At 67.2% G+C, this 16,965-nt stretch carries 16 protein-coding genes and 2 tRNA genes; 7 read left to right on the forward strand and 11 right to left on the reverse strand.

The genetic code is table 11. From position 1 onward, the window contains the following. Positions 1-223 precede the first annotated feature (223 nt). The gene (locus Q9R26_RS04310) at positions 224-763 is read right to left on the reverse strand and encodes a peptidylprolyl isomerase (RefSeq protein WP_027466924.1); all 540 of its coding nucleotides are present in this window, start codon (positions 761-763) and stop codon (positions 224-226) included. Between the two features lie 115 nt (positions 764-878). On the opposite strand from Q9R26_RS04310, the gene Q9R26_RS04315 reads away from it, so the two are divergent. Beyond that, the gene (locus tag Q9R26_RS04315; protein WP_051597033.1) at positions 879-1,454 is read left to right on the forward strand and encodes a hypothetical protein; all 576 of its coding nucleotides are present in this window, start codon (positions 879-881) and stop codon (positions 1,452-1,454) included. Between the two features lie 467 nt (positions 1,455-1,921). Here Q9R26_RS04315 and Q9R26_RS04320 read toward each other — a convergent pair. From Q9R26_RS04320 to dnaA, 10 genes are all read right to left on the reverse strand, one after another. After that, positions 1,922-1,994 (reverse strand) — tRNA-Ala (locus Q9R26_RS04320). 56 nt (positions 1,995-2,050) lie between these two features. Then, positions 2,051-2,127, reverse strand: a tRNA-Ile gene (locus tag Q9R26_RS04325). Between the two features lie 75 nt (positions 2,128-2,202). Next, a complete protein-coding gene (locus Q9R26_RS04330) occupies positions 2,203-2,610 on the reverse strand; it encodes a DUF3566 domain-containing protein (RefSeq protein WP_027466922.1) in 408 nt (135 codons plus the stop codon). Beyond that, on the reverse strand, positions 2,603-5,260 hold the full coding sequence (gene gyrA, locus Q9R26_RS04335) for a DNA gyrase subunit A (protein WP_182064142.1): 2,658 nt from the start codon (positions 5,258-5,260) through the stop codon (positions 2,603-2,605). Before gyrA ends, Q9R26_RS04330 begins: the two co-directional genes overlap by 8 nt. A gap of 114 nt (positions 5,261-5,374) precedes the next feature. Next, the gene (gyrB, locus tag Q9R26_RS04340; RefSeq protein WP_182064141.1) at positions 5,375-7,378 is read right to left on the reverse strand and encodes a DNA topoisomerase (ATP-hydrolyzing) subunit B; all 2,004 of its coding nucleotides are present in this window, start codon (positions 7,376-7,378) and stop codon (positions 5,375-5,377) included. A 133-nt stretch (positions 7,379-7,511) separates the two neighbouring features. Beyond that, complete coding sequence (locus Q9R26_RS04345) at positions 7,512-8,012, reverse strand: DUF721 domain-containing protein (RefSeq protein ID WP_182064140.1); 501 nt, start codon at positions 8,010-8,012, stop codon at positions 7,512-7,514. Further along, a complete protein-coding gene (recF, locus tag Q9R26_RS04350; protein WP_311226640.1) occupies positions 8,012-9,346 on the reverse strand; it encodes a DNA replication/repair protein RecF in 1,335 nt (444 codons plus the stop codon). The genes Q9R26_RS04345 and recF overlap by 1 nt, the downstream gene beginning before the upstream one ends. A 31-nt stretch (positions 9,347-9,377) precedes the next feature. After that, the gene (gene gnd / locus Q9R26_RS04355; RefSeq protein ID WP_182064138.1) at positions 9,378-10,265 is read right to left on the reverse strand and encodes a phosphogluconate dehydrogenase (NAD(+)-dependent, decarboxylating); all 888 of its coding nucleotides are present in this window, start codon (positions 10,263-10,265) and stop codon (positions 9,378-9,380) included. Between the two features lie 71 nt (positions 10,266-10,336). Continuing rightward, complete coding sequence (dnaN, locus tag Q9R26_RS04360) at positions 10,337-11,482, reverse strand: DNA polymerase III subunit beta (protein ID WP_311226641.1); 1,146 nt, start codon at positions 11,480-11,482, stop codon at positions 10,337-10,339. A 407-nt stretch (positions 11,483-11,889) separates the two neighbouring features. After that, positions 11,890-13,344, reverse strand: a complete 1,455-nt coding sequence (gene dnaA / locus Q9R26_RS04365) for a chromosomal replication initiator protein DnaA (protein ID WP_071404155.1) — start codon at positions 13,342-13,344, stop codon at positions 11,890-11,892. A gap of 515 nt (positions 13,345-13,859) precedes the next feature. Between dnaA and rpmH the strand changes: the two genes are divergently transcribed. From rpmH to rsmG, 6 genes are read left to right on the forward strand one after another with little or no spacing between them, the layout of a single operon-like run. Further along, on the forward strand, positions 13,860-13,997 hold the full coding sequence (gene rpmH / locus Q9R26_RS04370) for a 50S ribosomal protein L34 (protein ID WP_022889115.1): 138 nt from the start codon (positions 13,860-13,862) through the stop codon (positions 13,995-13,997). 47 nt (positions 13,998-14,044) lie between these two features. Beyond that, complete coding sequence (gene rnpA / locus Q9R26_RS04375) at positions 14,045-14,395, forward strand: ribonuclease P protein component (protein WP_259578686.1); 351 nt, start codon at positions 14,045-14,047, stop codon at positions 14,393-14,395. Next, complete coding sequence (gene yidD / locus Q9R26_RS04380) at positions 14,392-14,772, forward strand: membrane protein insertion efficiency factor YidD (RefSeq protein WP_311226642.1); 381 nt, start codon at positions 14,392-14,394, stop codon at positions 14,770-14,772. The genes rnpA and yidD overlap by 4 nt, the downstream gene beginning before the upstream one ends. Positions 14,773-14,780: 8 nt before the next feature. After that, the gene (yidC, locus tag Q9R26_RS04385; protein WP_259578690.1) at positions 14,781-15,749 is read left to right on the forward strand and encodes a membrane protein insertase YidC; all 969 of its coding nucleotides are present in this window, start codon (positions 14,781-14,783) and stop codon (positions 15,747-15,749) included. Between the two features lie 51 nt (positions 15,750-15,800). Further along, on the forward strand, positions 15,801-16,265 hold the full coding sequence (locus Q9R26_RS04390) for a R3H domain-containing nucleic acid-binding protein (protein WP_247737362.1): 465 nt from the start codon (positions 15,801-15,803) through the stop codon (positions 16,263-16,265). After that, positions 16,262-16,903: a 16S rRNA (guanine(527)-N(7))-methyltransferase RsmG gene (gene rsmG, locus Q9R26_RS04395; protein ID WP_311226643.1), complete on the forward strand. Its 642-nt coding sequence runs from the start codon at positions 16,262-16,264 to the stop codon at positions 16,901-16,903. Before Q9R26_RS04390 ends, rsmG begins: the two co-directional genes overlap by 4 nt. The last annotated feature ends 62 nt before the right edge of the window (positions 16,904-16,965 follow it).

Below are 16,965 nucleotides of genomic sequence, written 5' to 3' on the forward strand. Positions count from 1 at the left end.
AGCGACCGTGAACCCGCTGGGGGCTCCGGACGCTCGGCGGTTCGCTGCGAACTGTGCGCGCTGTTCACGCACGCACTCCGGGCAGTGCACCCCGACTGCCGCCGGCGTCTGGCACTCCGGGCAGATCGTCCGCCCACAGCGCTGGCAGAGCACGAAGCTCTGCCGGTCCGGATGCCGGTAGCAGGTGTTGTTCGGGTTGTACGCCTGGTCGGTCACGTGCGGGTCAGACGCCTTCGACGTCGATGCTCTGGATGACGACGTCCTCGACGGGCTTGTCACGACCGTCGGTCGGGACGCCCTCGATCGCGTCGACGACCGCGCGGGACTCGTCGTCGGCGACCTCACCGAAGATGGTGTGCTTGCCCTGCAGCCACGGCGTCGCCACCGTGGTGATGAAGAACTGCGAGCCGTTGGTGCCGCGGCCGCCCTGGATGCCGGCGTTCGCCATGGCGAAGATGTAGGGGTTCTGGAACGTGAGCTCCGGGGAGATCTCGTCGTCGAAGCGGTACCCGGGGCCACCGATGCCCTGGCCGAGCGGGTCGCCGCCCTGGATCATGAAGTCCTTGATGATGCGGTGGAAGATCACGCCGTCGTAGAGCTTGTCGGTCGAGACCTTGCCCGTGCCGGGGTGGGTCCACTCCTGCTGGCCCGTGGCGAGGTCGACGAAGTTCTTGACGGTCTTCGGTGCGTGATTGCCGAACAGGTTGACGCGGATGTCGCCCTTGTTGGTGTGGATCGTTGCGACAGCGGTGTGCAGAGACATGTTCCGATTCTCGCATGTACTCCTGACCGCGGACGGATTGCACAGCTGCGGTTCCGTGACCTGTCAGGCAGTGTGGTGGCAGGATGGGGTCACGCCGATCCGATGGAGGTACCAGATGACGACGATCGAGATCCCGCGAAAGCGTCGGAAGCAGATCAAGAAGCTCAAGGGCCAGACCGCCTCGCTCCTCGGCGAGCAGCGCAAGGTCCTCGAGCACGCGAACGCGATCCTGGCCGAGGCCCGGTCGAACGCCGCGGACGCAGCTCGCAAGGACATCGCACCCCGGGTGCAGAACGCGATCGACAACGGGATTCGTCCCGCGTTCGCGACCGGCGTGCACGCTGCCACCTCGGCAGCGCAGAGCGCTTCGCACAAGTTCCAGTCCGAGGTGGTCCCCGGACTCGTCTCGACCGCCGGTTCGGTGCTGAGTGTGACCGACCTCGCGAAGGACCCTCGGGTCAAGAAGATCGTGAAGAACGCGCAGAAGAAGAGCAAGAGCGCGAAGAAGGCTGCTGCGAAGTACGTCCCGTCGCAGCAGAAGAAGGGTCTCGGCTTCGGCGGAGTCGCACTCATCATCGTCGGCGTCGTCGCCGTCGCCGGTGCTGCGTACGCCGCGTACCAGACGCTCCGCGCCGACGACGACCTCTGGGTCGCCGACGACGCTGACACGGCGGAGAAGCCTGCCGCCTGACCTCCCGGTTCGTACGAAGGGCCCCGGCTGTCGCCGGGGCCCTTCGTCGTTCCCGGGCACACGCTGAGTGCACGGGCCGGCCGCCTGCTCTGAACGCGCCCATCCACGGACCTGGAGGCACGCGCCAGCCCGCCACCGCGCCTCCCGTCCGCCACGCGCTCACGCAACGCGCCCCCCCCCCGCCAACGACCGAGAGGTCGCAACCTGTCGCCCGGTCAGCGCGCAGACGACAGTTCCAGCCACCTCGGCGAACCGCACGCGGCATGTCGTGACCACTCGGCGAAGATGACGCGGCATGGCGAGTGCCGGACGCAGCCATCGCGGAGCGGCGCGTCGCCGGAGGCGCGCAGACGAACACGGCGACCGAACCACCCGCGATGATCGCGCCGCAGGGGCGGAGGCGCGCACGGGCACAGAACGAAGCCCCTGGGCAGACGATGGAGTCGGCAACCAGGGGCTGATGCGAGTGGAGCCTGGGAGAATCGAACTCCCGACATCCTGCTTGCAAAGCAGGCGCTCTACCAACTGAGCTAAGGCCCCGAGTGCCACCGAGGTGATCGGTGACGGGATGGAATTGTCGTGGTGTTCCGGAGAACTGGTGGGGCTACAAGGACTTGAACCTTGGACCTCTTCGTTATCAGCGAAGCGCTCTAACCGCCTGAGCTATAGCCCCTCAGACCGGATGAAAGCCTACCGTACGATCTCGTCGGAACGAAATCGAGCAGTGGACCCATCCGACCCGGGTGTGTCAGTTGTTCGTGAAGCCCACGAGCAGACCGCCCGTGATCCGAACACTGAGGTTGTAGAGCACGCTCACGATGGCGCCGAGCACGGTGCCGACGACCACGTTGAGGATGCCCACGACGATGGAGAACCCGAGGACCTGGCCCAGCGAGAACTGGTCCATGATCGAGTAACTGTTCTGACCGGTCACGTCCTTCAACAGGGCGTCGACCTGGGTGAACACACCCGTCTGGTTCAGGATGACCCACACCAGTGCCGTGGCGACCACGATCACGATGCTGCCGGCCAGGGCGATGAGGAAGCTCAGCTTCACCATCGACCAGAAGTCGACGTAGACCAGTCGCAACCGCACCTGGCGGGTGCCGACGGGACGCTTCGCCTTCTTCTGGAGCTTCTCGGCGACACTACTCATTGCTTGACTGGTCCTCTCCGGCCTCGTCTGCGACGGGCTCGGTGTCGATGGGATCAGTGGAATCCGGGGCCGCTTCGGCTGGGCTGACCGTCTCCACCGGGCCCGCGGGCTCGATCTCGGCGTCGTCCTGGTCGTCCAGGTTCCGCTCGGTGTTCCGGGCCACCGCGATGATCCGGTCGTTCTCCGCGAACCTCGCGAAGACGACGCCCATCGTGTCACGGCCCTTGGCAGGGACCTCGGCCACGGCAGACCTTACCACCTTGCCCGATTGCAGCACGACGAGCACCTCGTCGTCCTCGCCGACGATGAGAGCGCCCACAAGATCGCCTCGGTCGACCGCCAACTTGGCCACCTTGATGCCCAGACCACCACGGCCCTGCACCCGGTACTGGTCGACGGCGGTGCGCTTGGCGTAGCCGCCCTCGGTCATCACCCAGACGAAGCCGTCATCGGAGACGACCCGGGCCGCGAGCAGCGAGTCGCCGTCGCGGAAGGACATGCCCTTCACACCCGAGGTCGAACGACCCATCGGACGCAGCGTGTCGTTCGTCGCCGTGAACCGGAGCGACATGCCCTGGCGGGACACCAGGAGCAGGTCGTCGTGCTCGTCGACGAGCAGCGCCTGGCGGAGCTTGTCGCCGTCGCGCAGGTTGATCGCGATGATGCCGCCGGTGCGGTTCGTGTCGTACTCGGTGAGCGCGGTCTTCTTCACCAGACCGTGCTCGGTCGCGAGGACGAGGTACTGGGCGACCTCGTAGTCGCGGATGTCGAGCACCTGCTGGATCTGCTCGTCGGGCTGCATCGCGAGCAGGTTCGCGACGTGCTGGCCCTTCGCGTCGCGGCCGGCTTCCTGCAGCTCGTACGCCTTGGCGCGGTAGACCCGGCCCTGGTCGGTGAGGAACAGGAGCCAGTGGTGCGTCGTCGTGACGAAGAAGTGCTCGACGATGTCGTCGGCGCGGAGCTGAGCACCGCGGACACCCCGGCCGCCACGGTGCTGCGAGCGGTACTGGTCACTTCGCGTGCGCTTGACGTAACCACCACGGGTGATGGTGACGACCATCTCCTCTTCAGGGATCAGGTCTTCCATCGACATGTCGCCGTCGTAGCCGAGCATGATCTCGGTGCGTCGGTCGTCGCCGAAGCGGTCGACGATCTCGCTCAGCTCGTCACGGATGATCGAGCGCTGACGGCTCTCCGAACCGAGGATGTCCTGGAAGTCGGCGATCTTGCGCTCGAGTTCCTCGGCCTCGTCGTGGATCTTCTGCCGCTCGAGGGCGGCGAGACGACGGAGCTGCAGCTCGAGGATCGCGCGCGCCTGGATCTCGTCGACGGACAGCAGGTCCATCAGGCCGGTGCGGGCCTCTTCGACGTCGGGCGAGCGACGGATGAGCGCGATGACCTCGTCGAGGGCGTCCAGCGCAGCCAGGTAGCCGCGCAGGATGTGGGCGCGCTTCTCGGCCTCGCGCAGACGGAACTGCGTGCGGCGGACGATGACGTCGACCTGGTGCGCGACCCACGCCGAGATGAAGCCGTCGAGCGGCAGGGTGCGGGGCACCCCGTCGACGATGGCGAGCATGTTCGCGCCGAAGTTCTCCTGCAGCTGGGTGTGCTTGTACAGGTTGTTCAGGACGACCTTGGCGACGGCATCGCGCTTCAGCACGATGACCAGGCGCTGCCCGGTGCGACCGGAGGTCTCGTCACGGATGTCGGCGACACCGGCGAGCTTGCCGTCCTTGACGAGCTCGGCGATCTTGATCGCCAGGTTGTCGGGGTTGACCTGGTACGGCAGCTCGGTGACGACGAGGCAGGTGCGACCCTGGATCTCCTCCACCGAGACGACGGCACGCATGGTGATCGACCCACGGCCGGTGCGGTAGGCGTCCTGGATCCCCTTGGTGCCGAGCACCTGCGCACCCGTCGGGAAGTCCGGGCCCTTGATGCGCTGCATGAGCGCGGTGAGCAGTTCCTCACGGGTGGCATCGGGGTTGTCGAGTGCCCACTTCGCGCCCTCGGCGACCTCGCGCAGGTTGTGCGGCGGGATGTTCGTGGCCATGCCGACCGCGATGCCGACCGACCCGTTGACGAGCAGGTTCGGGAACCGGGCCGGCAGGATCGCCGGCTCCTGGGTGCGGCCGTCGTAGTTGTCCTGGAAGTCGACGGTGTCCTCGTCGATGTCGCGGACCATCTCGAGCGCGAGCGGCGCCATCTTCGTCTCGGTGTACCGCGGGGCGGCAGCGCCGTCGTTGCCCGGCGAACCGAAGTTGCCCTGACCGAGCGCGAGCGGGTACCGGAGTGACCACGGCTGCACCAGGCGGACCAGGGCGTCGTAGATCGCGGAGTCACCGTGCGGGTGGAACTGACCCATGACGTCACCGACGACGCGGGAGCACTTCGAGAACGCCCGGTCCGGGCGGTAGCCGCCGTCGAACATCGCGTAGATCACACGGCGGTGCACCGGCTTGAGGCCGTCGCGGACCTCCGGCAGGGCACGACCGACGATGACCGACATCGCGTAGTCGAGGTACGAGCGCTGCATCTCGAGCTGCAGGTCGACCTGCGAGATGCGGTCACCGGAGACGACGATGTCCCCGCTGTCGCCGTGGACGATCTCGGGCAGCTCGTCGGCGCCGTTCTCGTTGTCGTCAGCCATGTGGCTTCGTTCCCTTTCTGGACAGCCTGGAGGCTGTGGTTCCGTTGGTCGCGCCGGGCGCGACCCCAGGTGGTCAGGACTGGTCGACGCGGCTCACGCCACGCCTCCTGGCCGTTAGATGTCGAGGAAGCGGACGTCCTTGGCGTTCTGCTGGATGAACTGGCGACGTGCGTCGACGTCCTCGCCCATCAGCGTCGAGAAGACGCTGTCCACAGCAGCCGCGTCCTCCAGCGTGACCTGCAGGAGCGTGCGCGTGTCCGGGTTCATCGTGGTGTCCCAGAGCTCCTTGTAGTCCATCTCGCCGAGGCCCTTGTAGCGCTGGATCCCGTTGTCCTTCGGGATGCGCTTGCCGGCGGCGAGACCGGCCTGCATCAGGGCATCGCGCTCCCGGTCGCTGAAGACGTACTCGTGCGCCGAGTTCGACCACTTCAGGCGGTACAGCGGCGGCTGCGCGAGGTACACGTAGCCGTGCTCGATGAGCGGACGCATGTAGCGGAACAGCAGGGTGAGCAGCAGCGTCGTGATGTGCTGGCCGTCCACGTCGGCATCGGCCATCAGCACGATCTTGTGGTAGCGGGCCTTGTCCGGGTCGAAGTCCTCACCGATGCCGGCACCGAACGCCGTGATCATCGACTGGATCTCCTGGTTGGCGAGGGCGCGGTCGAGCCGGGCCTTCTCGACGTTCAGGATCTTGCCGCGCAGGGGCAGGATCGCCTGGGTCATCGGGTTGCGGCCCTGCACGGCGGAACCGCCGGCGGAGTCACCCTCGACCATGAAGATCTCCGACACCGTCGGGTCCTTGGACTGGCAGTCCTTGAGCTTGCCGGGCATGCCGCCCGACTCGAGCAGCCCCTTGCGGCGGGTGGTCTCGCGTGCCTTGCGGGCAGCGAGCCGCGCCTGCGACGCCTGGATCGCCTTGCGGACGACGTCGCGCGCCTGCGTCGGGTTGCTCTCGAACCAGTGGGTCAGCTCGGTGCCGACGACGCGCTGCACGAAGGACTTCGCCTCGGTGTTGCCGAGCTTGGTCTTCGTCTGCCCCTCGAACTGCGGCTCGCCGAGCTTGACGGAGATGACGGCGGTGAGTCCTTCGCGGATGTCGTCACCCGTGAGGTTGTCGTCCTTCTCCTTGATGATCTTCGCCTCGCGCGCGTAGCGGTTGACGAGGGTCGTGAGCGCGGCGCGGAAGCCCTCTTCGTGGGTCCCGCCCTCGTGCGTGTTGATCGTGTTCGCGAAGGTGTGGACGCTCTCCTGGTAGGAGGTGTTCCACTGCATCGCGACCTCGAGCGCGATCTTGCGCTCCGGGTCCTCGGCCTCGAAGCCGATGACGTCGGGGTGGACGAGGTCGGCCTTCTTCTGCGCGTTGATGAACTCGACGTAGTCGGCGAGGCCACGCTCGTACATGAAGGTGTCGTTGCGGGCTTCTTCCCCTTCTTCCGGGGTTCGCTCGTCGCGCAGGTTGATCCGCAGGCCCTTGTTCAGGAAGGCCATCTGCTGGAAGCGCGTGCGCAGAGTCTCGTAGTCGAAGACGACGGACTCGAAGATCTCCGCGTTCGGCCAGAACGTGATCGTCGTACCGGTCTCGTCGGTCGCCTCGTCCTTCGAGACGGGCGCGACGGGGACGCCGTCGGTGTAGCTCTGCCGCCAGACGTGGCCCTGTCGACGGACCTCGACGTCGAGTTCGGAGCTCAGTGCGTTCACGACGGACGAACCGACGCCGTGCAGACCACCGGAGACGGCGTAGCCGCCACCGCCGAACTTGCCGCCGGCGTGCAGGACGGTGAGGACGACCTGGAGGGTCGAGACTCCCTCAGCCGCGTGGACGTCGACCGGGATGCCACGGCCGTTGTCGACGACGCGGACGCCACCGTCTTCGCGGATGCTCACGTCGATGGTGTCGCAGTACCCGGCGAGGGCTTCGTCGACCGAGTTGTCGACGATCTCCTGGACCAGGTGGTGCAGTCCGCGCGGGCCAGTCGAACCGATGTACATACCGGGGCGCTTGCGGACGGCTTCCAGCCCCTCGAGCACCTGAATCTGGTCTGCGCCGTAGGACGGTTCGCTCTGCGGGGTCTCCGCACCGAGCGGGTTCTGCCGGTCGTCTTCAGATTCTGCTGCCATGTCGAGCGTGCTCCTGCCTGCGCGCGGAACGCCCGCGCACTGCACCTCCCAGTCTACCGCAGAGCCCCCTCTTTCGAGGGCGCATCTGCCCCTCAGACGGGCTTTTCTGGCACTCCAGGATGATTTCGTCGCCTCAACCGTAGGTGTCGCGAGGACCGCGCCCCTGGACCGTCCTGGGGCCGCGTTTCCACGTGGGGGCGTCCGGGCCGGAAACCCTGATCGATTGGACCCCCGCTTCGGGGTGCCGTTCCGCGATGGTCGTCGTGACCGTCGCGCGCATCAGTCGGAGCTGGGTCGCCCAGGCCGTCGAATCGCACCGGATGACGAGCGCGCCGTCGTCGATGGTGACCGGACGGGAGTGCTTCGCCAGTTCCTCACCGACGACGCTCGGCCAGTCGACGAAGAGCTCGGAGCGGGCCAGGGGTTCCGTCCAACCGAGCTCCTGGGCGAGCGATCCGACGATGTCCGCGAGGCCCTTCGGCTCGCGGCCGCGCCCGTACGGCACGGTGTCGGCGTCGAACTCGCGGGCGCGGCGGCGGCGGGCATCGGTGCCGCGCTTGGACGGGTCGCCGAACACCGCGCGCAGGTGGCGGTACACCTGCGAGGGTTCGGTGGGCTTGCGGGGCTTCGGCATCAGGCGTCGGCTTCGGCTTCGGCTTCGGTGGGGGCAGGGGCGTCGGTCGGGTCCGCCTTGGCGTCGGCGTCCGTCGCTGCAGTCCGCTCCGTCGCGTCCGTCGGCTCCGTCGCGTCCGTCGGCTCCGTCGCGTCCGTCGTCGGACTGGAGGCCCGGGTCGCGTCCGCCTCGTCGGTCACGATCGTGCCCGCCTCGATCCGCACCGTGTGCGCCGCCAGCTTCTGGGGCACGTCGCCGAAGACCGCGGCCGTGATGAGCACCTGCTCGTAGTCGGCGACGGCGTTCGCGAGGCGCTCCCGACGTGATTCGTCGAGCTCGGCGAAGACGTCGTCGAGGATGATGATCGGGTCGCCCAGGTTCGACTCCGCACGCAGGATCGAGGCACTTGCGAGCTGGATCGCCAGCGCGAAGGACCAGGACTCGCCGTGACTCGCATACCCGCGGGCAGGTAACCCGTTGAGCTGGAACAGCACGTCGTCCCGGTGTGGCCCGACGAGGGTGAGTCCGCGGTCGAGTTCGTCCCGGCGACGTCGCTCCAGGGCGGCCGCGAACGCCTCGGCTGCCGACGCGACCGTGACGGGCTCGTCCGGGGTCCCGAGCACCGGATCGGTGGCCGCCGCGGACTCGGGGTCGCCGCCGCGGATCGACAGGACACCGGTGATCGAGGCGTCGTGGTGCTCGCCGGCGACGGTCGCGTAGGCGTCGGCCACGAAGGGCGCGAGCCGCCGGGTCAGGTGGTCGCGGGCCGCGACGATCTCGGCGCCGAGTCCGACGAGCCGGTCGTCCCAGACGTCGAGCGTCGACAGGGCGTTCGCCTTCGCGCCGGTTGCGCGTGCCGACTTCAGCAGGGTGTTCCGCTGCCGGAGCGTGCGGTCGTAGTCGGCGAGCACGCCCTGCATCCGCGGTGCGATCTGGCCGAGCAACTCGTCGAGCATCCGGCGTCGCCCGGCCGGTTCTCCGCGGACGAGGGCCAGGTCCTCCGGAGCGAAGAGCACGCTCGTGCAGTAGCGCGGCAGCTCCCGCGGCTTGATCGCCGACCGGTTGACCTGCGCACGGTTCGCGCCGGTGCGGTTGATCTGCACCTCGGCGAGGATGCTGCGTTCTTCGTGGGCGAGCCGTGCTCGGACGATCGCGGCGTCGCACCCCTGACGGACGAGGGCCGCGTCGGTGGGGACGCGGTGCGAGCCGAGCGTGGAGAGGTACCCGATGGCCTCGACCAGGTTGGTCTTGCCCTGCCCGTTGCGGCCGACGAACAGGTTCGGCCCGCGTGCGAGGTCGACGTCCGCCTCCCGGTAGTTCCGGAAGTCGGTCAGTTGGAGATGGTCGACGTGCACGCGGGCCGAGTCCGGGTTCCCCCGGGAAGTCCTAGGACTTCTTGACGGCGTGACCGCCGAACTGGTTGCGGAGCGCCGCGACGGCCTTCATCGTCGGCGAAGCACTGCCCTGTCGCGAGACGAAGCGCGCGAAGATCGACGCCGAGATCGTCGGCATCGGGACCGCGTGCTCGATGGCCTCTTCGACGGTCCAGCGGCCCTCGCCGGAGTCCTCGACGTAGCCCTCGATCGCGTCCAGCTTCGGGTCCTCGTTCAGCGCGAGCACCATCAGGTCGAGCAGCCAGGAACGAACGACCGTGCCGCGCTGCCAACCGGCGAACACGGCGGGGACGTCGGTGATGATGTCCTTCGCCTCGAGGAGCTCGTAGCCCTCGCCGTACGCCTGCATGATCGCGTACTCGATGCCGTTGTGGACCATCTTGGCGTAGTGACCGGCGCCGATCGGGCCGGCGTGCGAGAAGCCTTCTTCGCGGGGACCCTCGGGGCGCAGCGCGTCGAAGACGGGCATCGCGAACTCGACGTCCGCGGCGTCACCGCCGACCATGAGGCCGTACCCGTTGTCCTTGCCCCAGACACCACCGGAGACACCGACGTCCATGTAGCGGATGCCGCGGGCACCGAGCTGCTCGGCGTGCTTGGTGTCGTCCAGCCACTTCGAGTTGCCGCCGTCGATCACCAGGTCGCCCTCGCCGAGGACGCCGGCCAGGTCAGTGATCACGTCGTCGGTGATCTTGCCGTGCGGGACCATGACCCACACGAGTCGCTTGCCCTCCGGGAGGGCAGCGGCGAGGGCGCCGAGGTCGGCGACGTCGGAGACGGCGGGGTTCGCGTCGTACCCGGTGACCTCGATCCCTGCGTTGCGGAGACGGGCACGCATGTTGTTGCCCATGCGACCAAGGCCGACAAGACCGATGTGCATGATTTCCTCTTCTGTTCGTCGTCGCGCTGATGCTGCCGGTGGTGTGCGCCAGCGCAGGTTGCCTGTTGCGCCTATCGCAGCAGCAGGTTCGGCTGCAGCAGGTACCGGTATCCATCGGTCGCTGCGGCCTCTTGCGAAGTCTGGCCGGTGATCAGCACCGGGCCCGGCTTGTTGGGGTTCTCCGTCTTGGTGAAGGAGATGCGGACGAACTCGGAGTGCACCGCGTTCAGCCCGTCCAGGAGGAAGGCGGGCTTCAACGAGACCACCGTTTCCTCGCCGGTCAACAACGCACTGATCGACTCTGACGCCTGCGCTTGTTCGGATCCGATCGCCTCGAGCGTGAGCCCGTCGACCGTGAAGGAGAACCGGAGCGCTGCTTCGCGCTCCAGGACGAGGGAGACCCGTCGGACCGCCTCGACGAGCTCCGCGGTGTTGATCACCGCGTGGTCGTTGACGGTCTCGGGGAAGAGCCGGCGGACCGGCGGGTAGTTGCCCTTGATGAGCAGCGACGTCACGGTCTTGTCGTCGGCGTGGAACGCGATGAGCTCGCGGTCGGAGTTGCCGCTGATCGACACCGACACCGTGGACGCGGAACCGAACGTGCGGCCGACTTCCTGCAGGGTGCGGGCCGGGACCAGCGCGTGCAGCGGGTCCGAACCGACACGGCCGGAGTCCCACGCGATGGTGCGGACGGCGACGCGGTAGCGGTCCGTCGCGATCAGGGAGAGGTCGTTGTCGCCGACCTCGAGCTGCACCCCGGTGATGACGGGGGTGACGTCGTCGCGGCTGGCCGCGACCGCGACCTGCGACACCGCTTCGGAGAACGCGTCGCCGGGGATGATACCGGTCTGCGGGCCGATCTCGGGCAGCGTCGGGTACTCCTCGACCGGCATGGACAGCAGCGTGAAGTGCGCCGAACCGCAGGAGACGGAGATCTTCGCGTCCTCGGTGGTGAACGACACGGGGGCGTTCGGCAGCCGGCTCGCGATGTCGTTCAGCAGGCGACCGGAGACCAGGACCGTGCCCGGCTCGTCGATCTGGGCCGAGATGGACGTCTGCGCCGAGACCTCGTAGTCGAACGACGAGAGCGTCAGGCGATCACCGTCGGCGTGGATCAGGACGCCCGAGAGGATCGGGAGGGTCGTGCGCTGCGGGAGGAGCTTCACTGCGAAGGAGACGGCTTCGGAGAAGACGTCCCGGTTGACCTCGAACTTCACAGCTGGAACCCCTGTCGATCGGCTTGGACTGTCCGGCCGCCCCATTCTGGCACAGGCGGACGGGGGCCGGATTTCTTGTGGTCCCGCCGTCCACAAGGTTGTCCCGCGGAGATTGATCGTTAACCAGGAGTAATGGTGTTAACGCCTGTGCACACTGTGGATAACCCTGTGCATCCCGCTCCGCAGTAGGGAACTACACGTCTGTGACTTGTGAGCGGTGTGTGAGCGTTAACGGGATGAATAAATCTCATCTATCCACTTCCATCCCCAGTCTCCACAGGTGACCCCCCACCTGTGTACAACCCGGCGGCGTGTCCTCCACAGTTATCCACAGGCTATCCACACTGTGAGAACTCCGGCCCATGGAACCGTCTCAGATGGTGGATGCGGGCGGGAACGGGCGGATCTCAGCGGTAGCGGCGGTCCTGCTTGATGCGGCTGGTGAGCTCGGTGACCTGGTTGTAGATCGACCGACGCTCCTTCATCAGCTCGGTGATCTTCTTGTTCGCGTACATCACCGTGGTGTGGTCGCGGTTGCCGAACAGCTGCCCGATCTTGGGCAGGGACAGGCTCGTCAGCTCACGGCACAGGTACATCGCGATCTGTCGTGCCGTGGCGATCGCCTGGGAGCGGGACGACCCGTACAGGTCGTCGACGGAGAGCTTGAAGTACTCCGCGGTGTGGTTGATGATGTCCGTCGGCGCGACGACGTTGTCCTCGTCGAGGGTGATCAGGTCCTTGAGGACCGTCTGCACCAGGGCCATGTCCACGGCCGTCCGGTTGAGGCTCGCGAACGCGGTGACCCGGATCAGGGTGCCCTCGAGCTCGCGGATGTTGCTCGACACCTTCGACGCCATGAACTCGAGGATGTCGTCGGGCACCTGCAGGTGGTCGGACTGAGCCTTCTTGCGGAGGATCGCGATGCGCGTCTCGAGCTCGGGCGCCTGTACGTCGGTGATCAGGCCCCACTCGAAGCGCGACCGCATCCGGTCCTCGAACCCTGTCAGGTGCTTCGGCGCGACGTCCGACGTGATGACGACCTGCTTGTTGTGGTCGTGCAGGGTGTTGAACGTGTGGAAGAAGGCCTCCTGGGTGGAGTCCTTCCCCTGCAGGAACTGGATGTCGTCGATCAGCAGGATGTCGATGTCGCGGTACCGCTGCTGGAACTGGTTCGAGCGGTTGTTCGCGATCGAGTTGATGAAGTCGTTCGTGAACTCCTCGCTCGACACGTACCGGACGCGGATCCCCGGGTAGAGGCTCTCGGCGTAGTGCCCGATGGCGTGGAGCAGGTGTGTCTTGCCCAGTCCGGAGTCGCCGTAGATGAAGAGCGGGTTGTAGGCCTTGGCGGGTGCCTCGGCCACGGCGACCGCTGCGGCGTGGGCGAACCGGTTCGACGAGCCGATGACGAAGTTGTCGAAGTTGTACTTCGGGTTGAGTCGCGACTCGGGCCGACCGCTGGTGCCGGGAGAGTCGATCTGGCTCGGGACGAACGGCGCTTCGATGTACTGGCGTGGAGCGGCACTCTGCTCGACGGCTTCCTGCACGGGCTCGGCGTACTCGGGGACGTTCGGGTCCACCCGTGGTTCCGATGCCATGTCCGGGTTGACGGTGATGGCGAAGTTCGCGACCGAGTCGTCACCGATGCGACCGACCGCCTCGGTGATCGGGATCCTGATGCGCTGTTCGAGCATGCCCCGGGTCAGGTCGTTCGGCACCTCGAGGTACAGGGTGCCGGCGAGCACGCCCTTCGGCTCGACCAGGTTCAGGAACCCGTGGAGCTGCGGCGTGATGCGGGGGTCCTCGGCGAGGAGTCCGAGTACGGATGACCAGAGGTCCTCGACGGGGTCGGCCGGCATCGTCATGTCGCGCTCGTCTCCAGGGGTCGTGTCGTGCGTTCGCTGCCGGACGAGGGTGCGTCCTGCGGGGTCGGACGTGCCGTGGCGTCCTCGGCGACCGCACTCGGGACCAGGTCGTCGCCGGCGGATCGTCGGTGGCTCCGGGGGCTTCGTCGACGCCTCGTTGCCGCGGAGGTTCCCACAGGGTTGTCCACAGTGTTGTCCACGACCACCTCGAGCCGTCGCACAGGAGCACTTCCCTGTCGTACCGGCCATCGGGGGGGATCGATCACACCACTGTAAAGGACCGGACCGCGTCCCACCGAACGGAAGTTGTCCCCAATGTGGAGAATGGGATCGAGGGACGTCAGACCCGACGGCGACGGCGCGGCCGTTCCGGGCGGGGTTTGACCTGCTCGCCGCTGTCACGTACCGTTAACCAGTTGACTGCGGCCCTTTGGTCGCGCCCATCTGCGTCGTTCGACACCCGGACGGCTACACATACGTGACGGCTCGCCGCGAGCAGCCGTGTGGAGAACATCATGAGCAAGCGCACCTTCCAGCCGAACAACCGCCGCCGCGCCAAGAAGCACGGCTTCCGCCTCCGCATGCGGACGCGTGCCGGCCGCGCCATCCTGTCGGCGCGCCGCGCCAAGGGCCGTACCGAGCTCTCGGCCTGATCAGGCTCATCGCCTGATCCGGTCATCGGTCTGACCCCGGCGTCGCAGTGTTGGCCAGCGCCAACCGCATCGTGCGCGGGGATGACTACCGGAACGTCGTGCGTCGTGGTCGCAAGAGCGCCACGGCGCACGTCGTCGTCTCCGTGGTCCGTCAGCCGGCCGACTGCAACGGACCGACGCGGTTCGGCTTCATCGTCGCGAAGACGGTGGGGAACGCCGTGACCCGGAACCTGATCAGGCGGCGGCTCAAGGCGATCGCGCACGACCTGCTCGTCGAGCGCCCTCAGGGCTTCGACGTGGTGGTCCGTGTACTGCCAGCCGCATCGCAGGCCGGATGGCCTACCCTGCTCGAAGACGTCACGCGCTCCTTCGCGCGCGGGGTGGAGAAGGCAGCATGAACCGCACTCTGTGGACCCGGCTTGCCTGGGTCATCGCGTTGCTCCCACGCAACGCGTGCGTCGTCGTGCTCCGGGCCTACCGTGCGGTGATCTCCCCGCTGTACGGCAACGTCTGCCGCTACCACCCGTCGTGCTCCCGGTACGCCCTCGAGGCGATCCAGCAGTACGGCGTCGTGCGCGGATCCGCCATGGGCGCCTGGCGCATCGCCCGTTGCAACCCCTGGGCTGCTGGCGGCATCGACGACGTCAAGGAACGCCGTCACCCGTTCGTCGTCAACCGGTTCGGGTTCGTCCTCGCGCCGATCCCGCAGCAGCCGCACCCCGCGGTCGGAACGGCCCGGCCGGTCCTGCTCTCCCAGCGCACTCGAAAGGCGTAGCCGTCCCCATGGACATCATCGGAACGATCCTCTGGCCGCTCAAATGGGTGGTCTCGGCCATCCTCGTCGGCTTCCACTGGATCTTCGAGAGCATCGGCATGGACCCGAACGAGGGCATCACGTGGGTGCTCTCGATCATCTTCCTGACGTTCGTCGTCCGCGCAGCGTTGATCCCGATCTTCGTCCGGCAGATCAAGTCGCAGCGTCGCATGCTCGAGGTCGCGCCCCAGCTGAAGAAGATCCAGGACAAGTACAAGGGCAAGAAGGACCAGTTCTCGCGTGAGGCCATGAGCCGCGAGACCATGGCGCTCTACAAGGAGACCGGGACCAACCCGCTCAGCTCCTGCCTGCCGCTGCTGCTGCAGATGCCGATCTTCTTCTCGCTGTACTCGGTGCTGCACGAGGCCCAGATCAACAAGACGGGCATCGGCCTGCTCACGAACGACCTCGCGGCGTCGTTCGGCAACGCGGCCCTGTTCGGTGCTCCCCTGCACGAGACGTTCACGAACGCCTCCGGGTGGGAGGTCCGTGCGATCGCGGGCTTCATGATCGTCGTGATGACGGCGTCGCAGTTCATCACGCAGCTGCAGCTCGTCGCCAAGAACATGTCGCCGGAGACCAAGGAGTCTCCGATGTACCGCCAGCAGAAGATGATGCTGTACATCCTCCCGCTGGTCTTCGTGATCTCGGGCCTGAGCTTCCCCCTCGGCGTCATGTTCTACTGGCTCGCCTCGAACGTCTGGACGATGGCGCAGCAGTACTTCGTCATCCGCAGCATGCCGACGCCCGGCTCCGAAGCAGCACTGGCCCGTGAAGCCCGCCTGGCCAAGAAGGCACAGCGTCGCGGGACCGCCACCCCGGTCCTCGCCGAGGCCGGTGCCGGCGCCGGCGCGACGGAGATCGAGCCCGTGCGCGTGACCACCCAGCGTCAGCAGCCGGTCGGCAAGCAGCGCCAGAAGAAGAACGGGAAGAAGTAAGTGACCGAGCAGGACACCGCAGCCGCCGTCCAGGCGACGGACACCGAGACGATGGACACCGAGACCGAGGACGCCCGCGACGAAGCGGACATCGCGGCGGACTACATCGAGGAGCTCCTCGACATCTGCGACCTCGACGGCGACATCGAGATCGAGGAGCGCGCCGGTCGTGTGTACCTGTCGGTCACCGATGACGGCGAAGCACTCCGCGTGCTGTCGAAGCCGGACACCGTGACGGCGTTGCAGGAGCTCACCCGGATCGCCGTGCAGGCGGAGACCGGCGAGTTCAGCCGGCTCATCCTCGACGTCGGTGGCTCGCGGGATGCCCGTGCTGACGAGCTGCAGCGGCTCGTGGACACCGCCGTCGAGCGCATCGAAGCCGGTTCGTCGTCGGCTGCGCTGCCCCCGATGTCGTCCTACGAGCGCAAGCTGGTGCACGACCTGGTCGCAGAGAAGGGCTTCCACTCGGAGTCCGAGGGTGAGGGTCGGGACCGCCACACGGTCGTCACCCGATGACGGAGGCTGCACCGGTGCTCGAGGCTGAGCCCATCGCGGCCGCAGGGCTCTTCGGTGACCAGATCGAGGTCGCGCGCTCGTTCACGAACGAACTCGCGCGACGGGGTGAGGAGCTGGGCCTGATCGGCCCGCTCGAGCTTCCACGCTTGTGGACCCGACACATCCTCAATTCTGCATTGCTGGCACCGCTCCTGGAGGCCCGTGGTCGCGTTGCAGACGTCGGCTCGGGGGCAGGGTTGCCGGGTCTCGTGCTCGCGATCGCCCGGCCGGACGTCGAGTTCGTCCTCATCGAGCCGATGGAGCGACGGACGGATTGGCTTCGCAACGAGTCCGACCGTCTCGGCCTGCAGAACGTCACCGTGCTCCGCGGCCGTGCTGAGGACGTGGCGGACGACGTCGTCGTGGACCAGGTCACCGCACGGGCCGTCAGTGCGCTGTCGAAGCTCATTCCCCTCACCGTTCCCCTGGTCCGCTCGGGCGGGCAGCTCATCCTGATGAAGGGTGCGCGGGTCGACGAAGAGATCGAGAAGGCACGGAAGGTCATCCTCCGGAAGCGCCTCTCCGATGTCGAGGTACTCGAGCTCGGAGACGGTGTGGTTGCGGAGACCACCCGCGTCTTCCGGGCTACAGTTGACTGACGCTGCGGCTCGGGCCGGGTCATCCGGCCGCCAGTGGCTCCGCGTTCCACGTGAAACATCGA

It is taken from the genome of Curtobacterium sp. BRB10 (genome assembly GCF_031844325.1).
Taxonomy (GTDB): Bacteria; Actinomycetota; Actinomycetes; order Actinomycetales; family Microbacteriaceae; genus Curtobacterium; species Curtobacterium poinsettiae_A.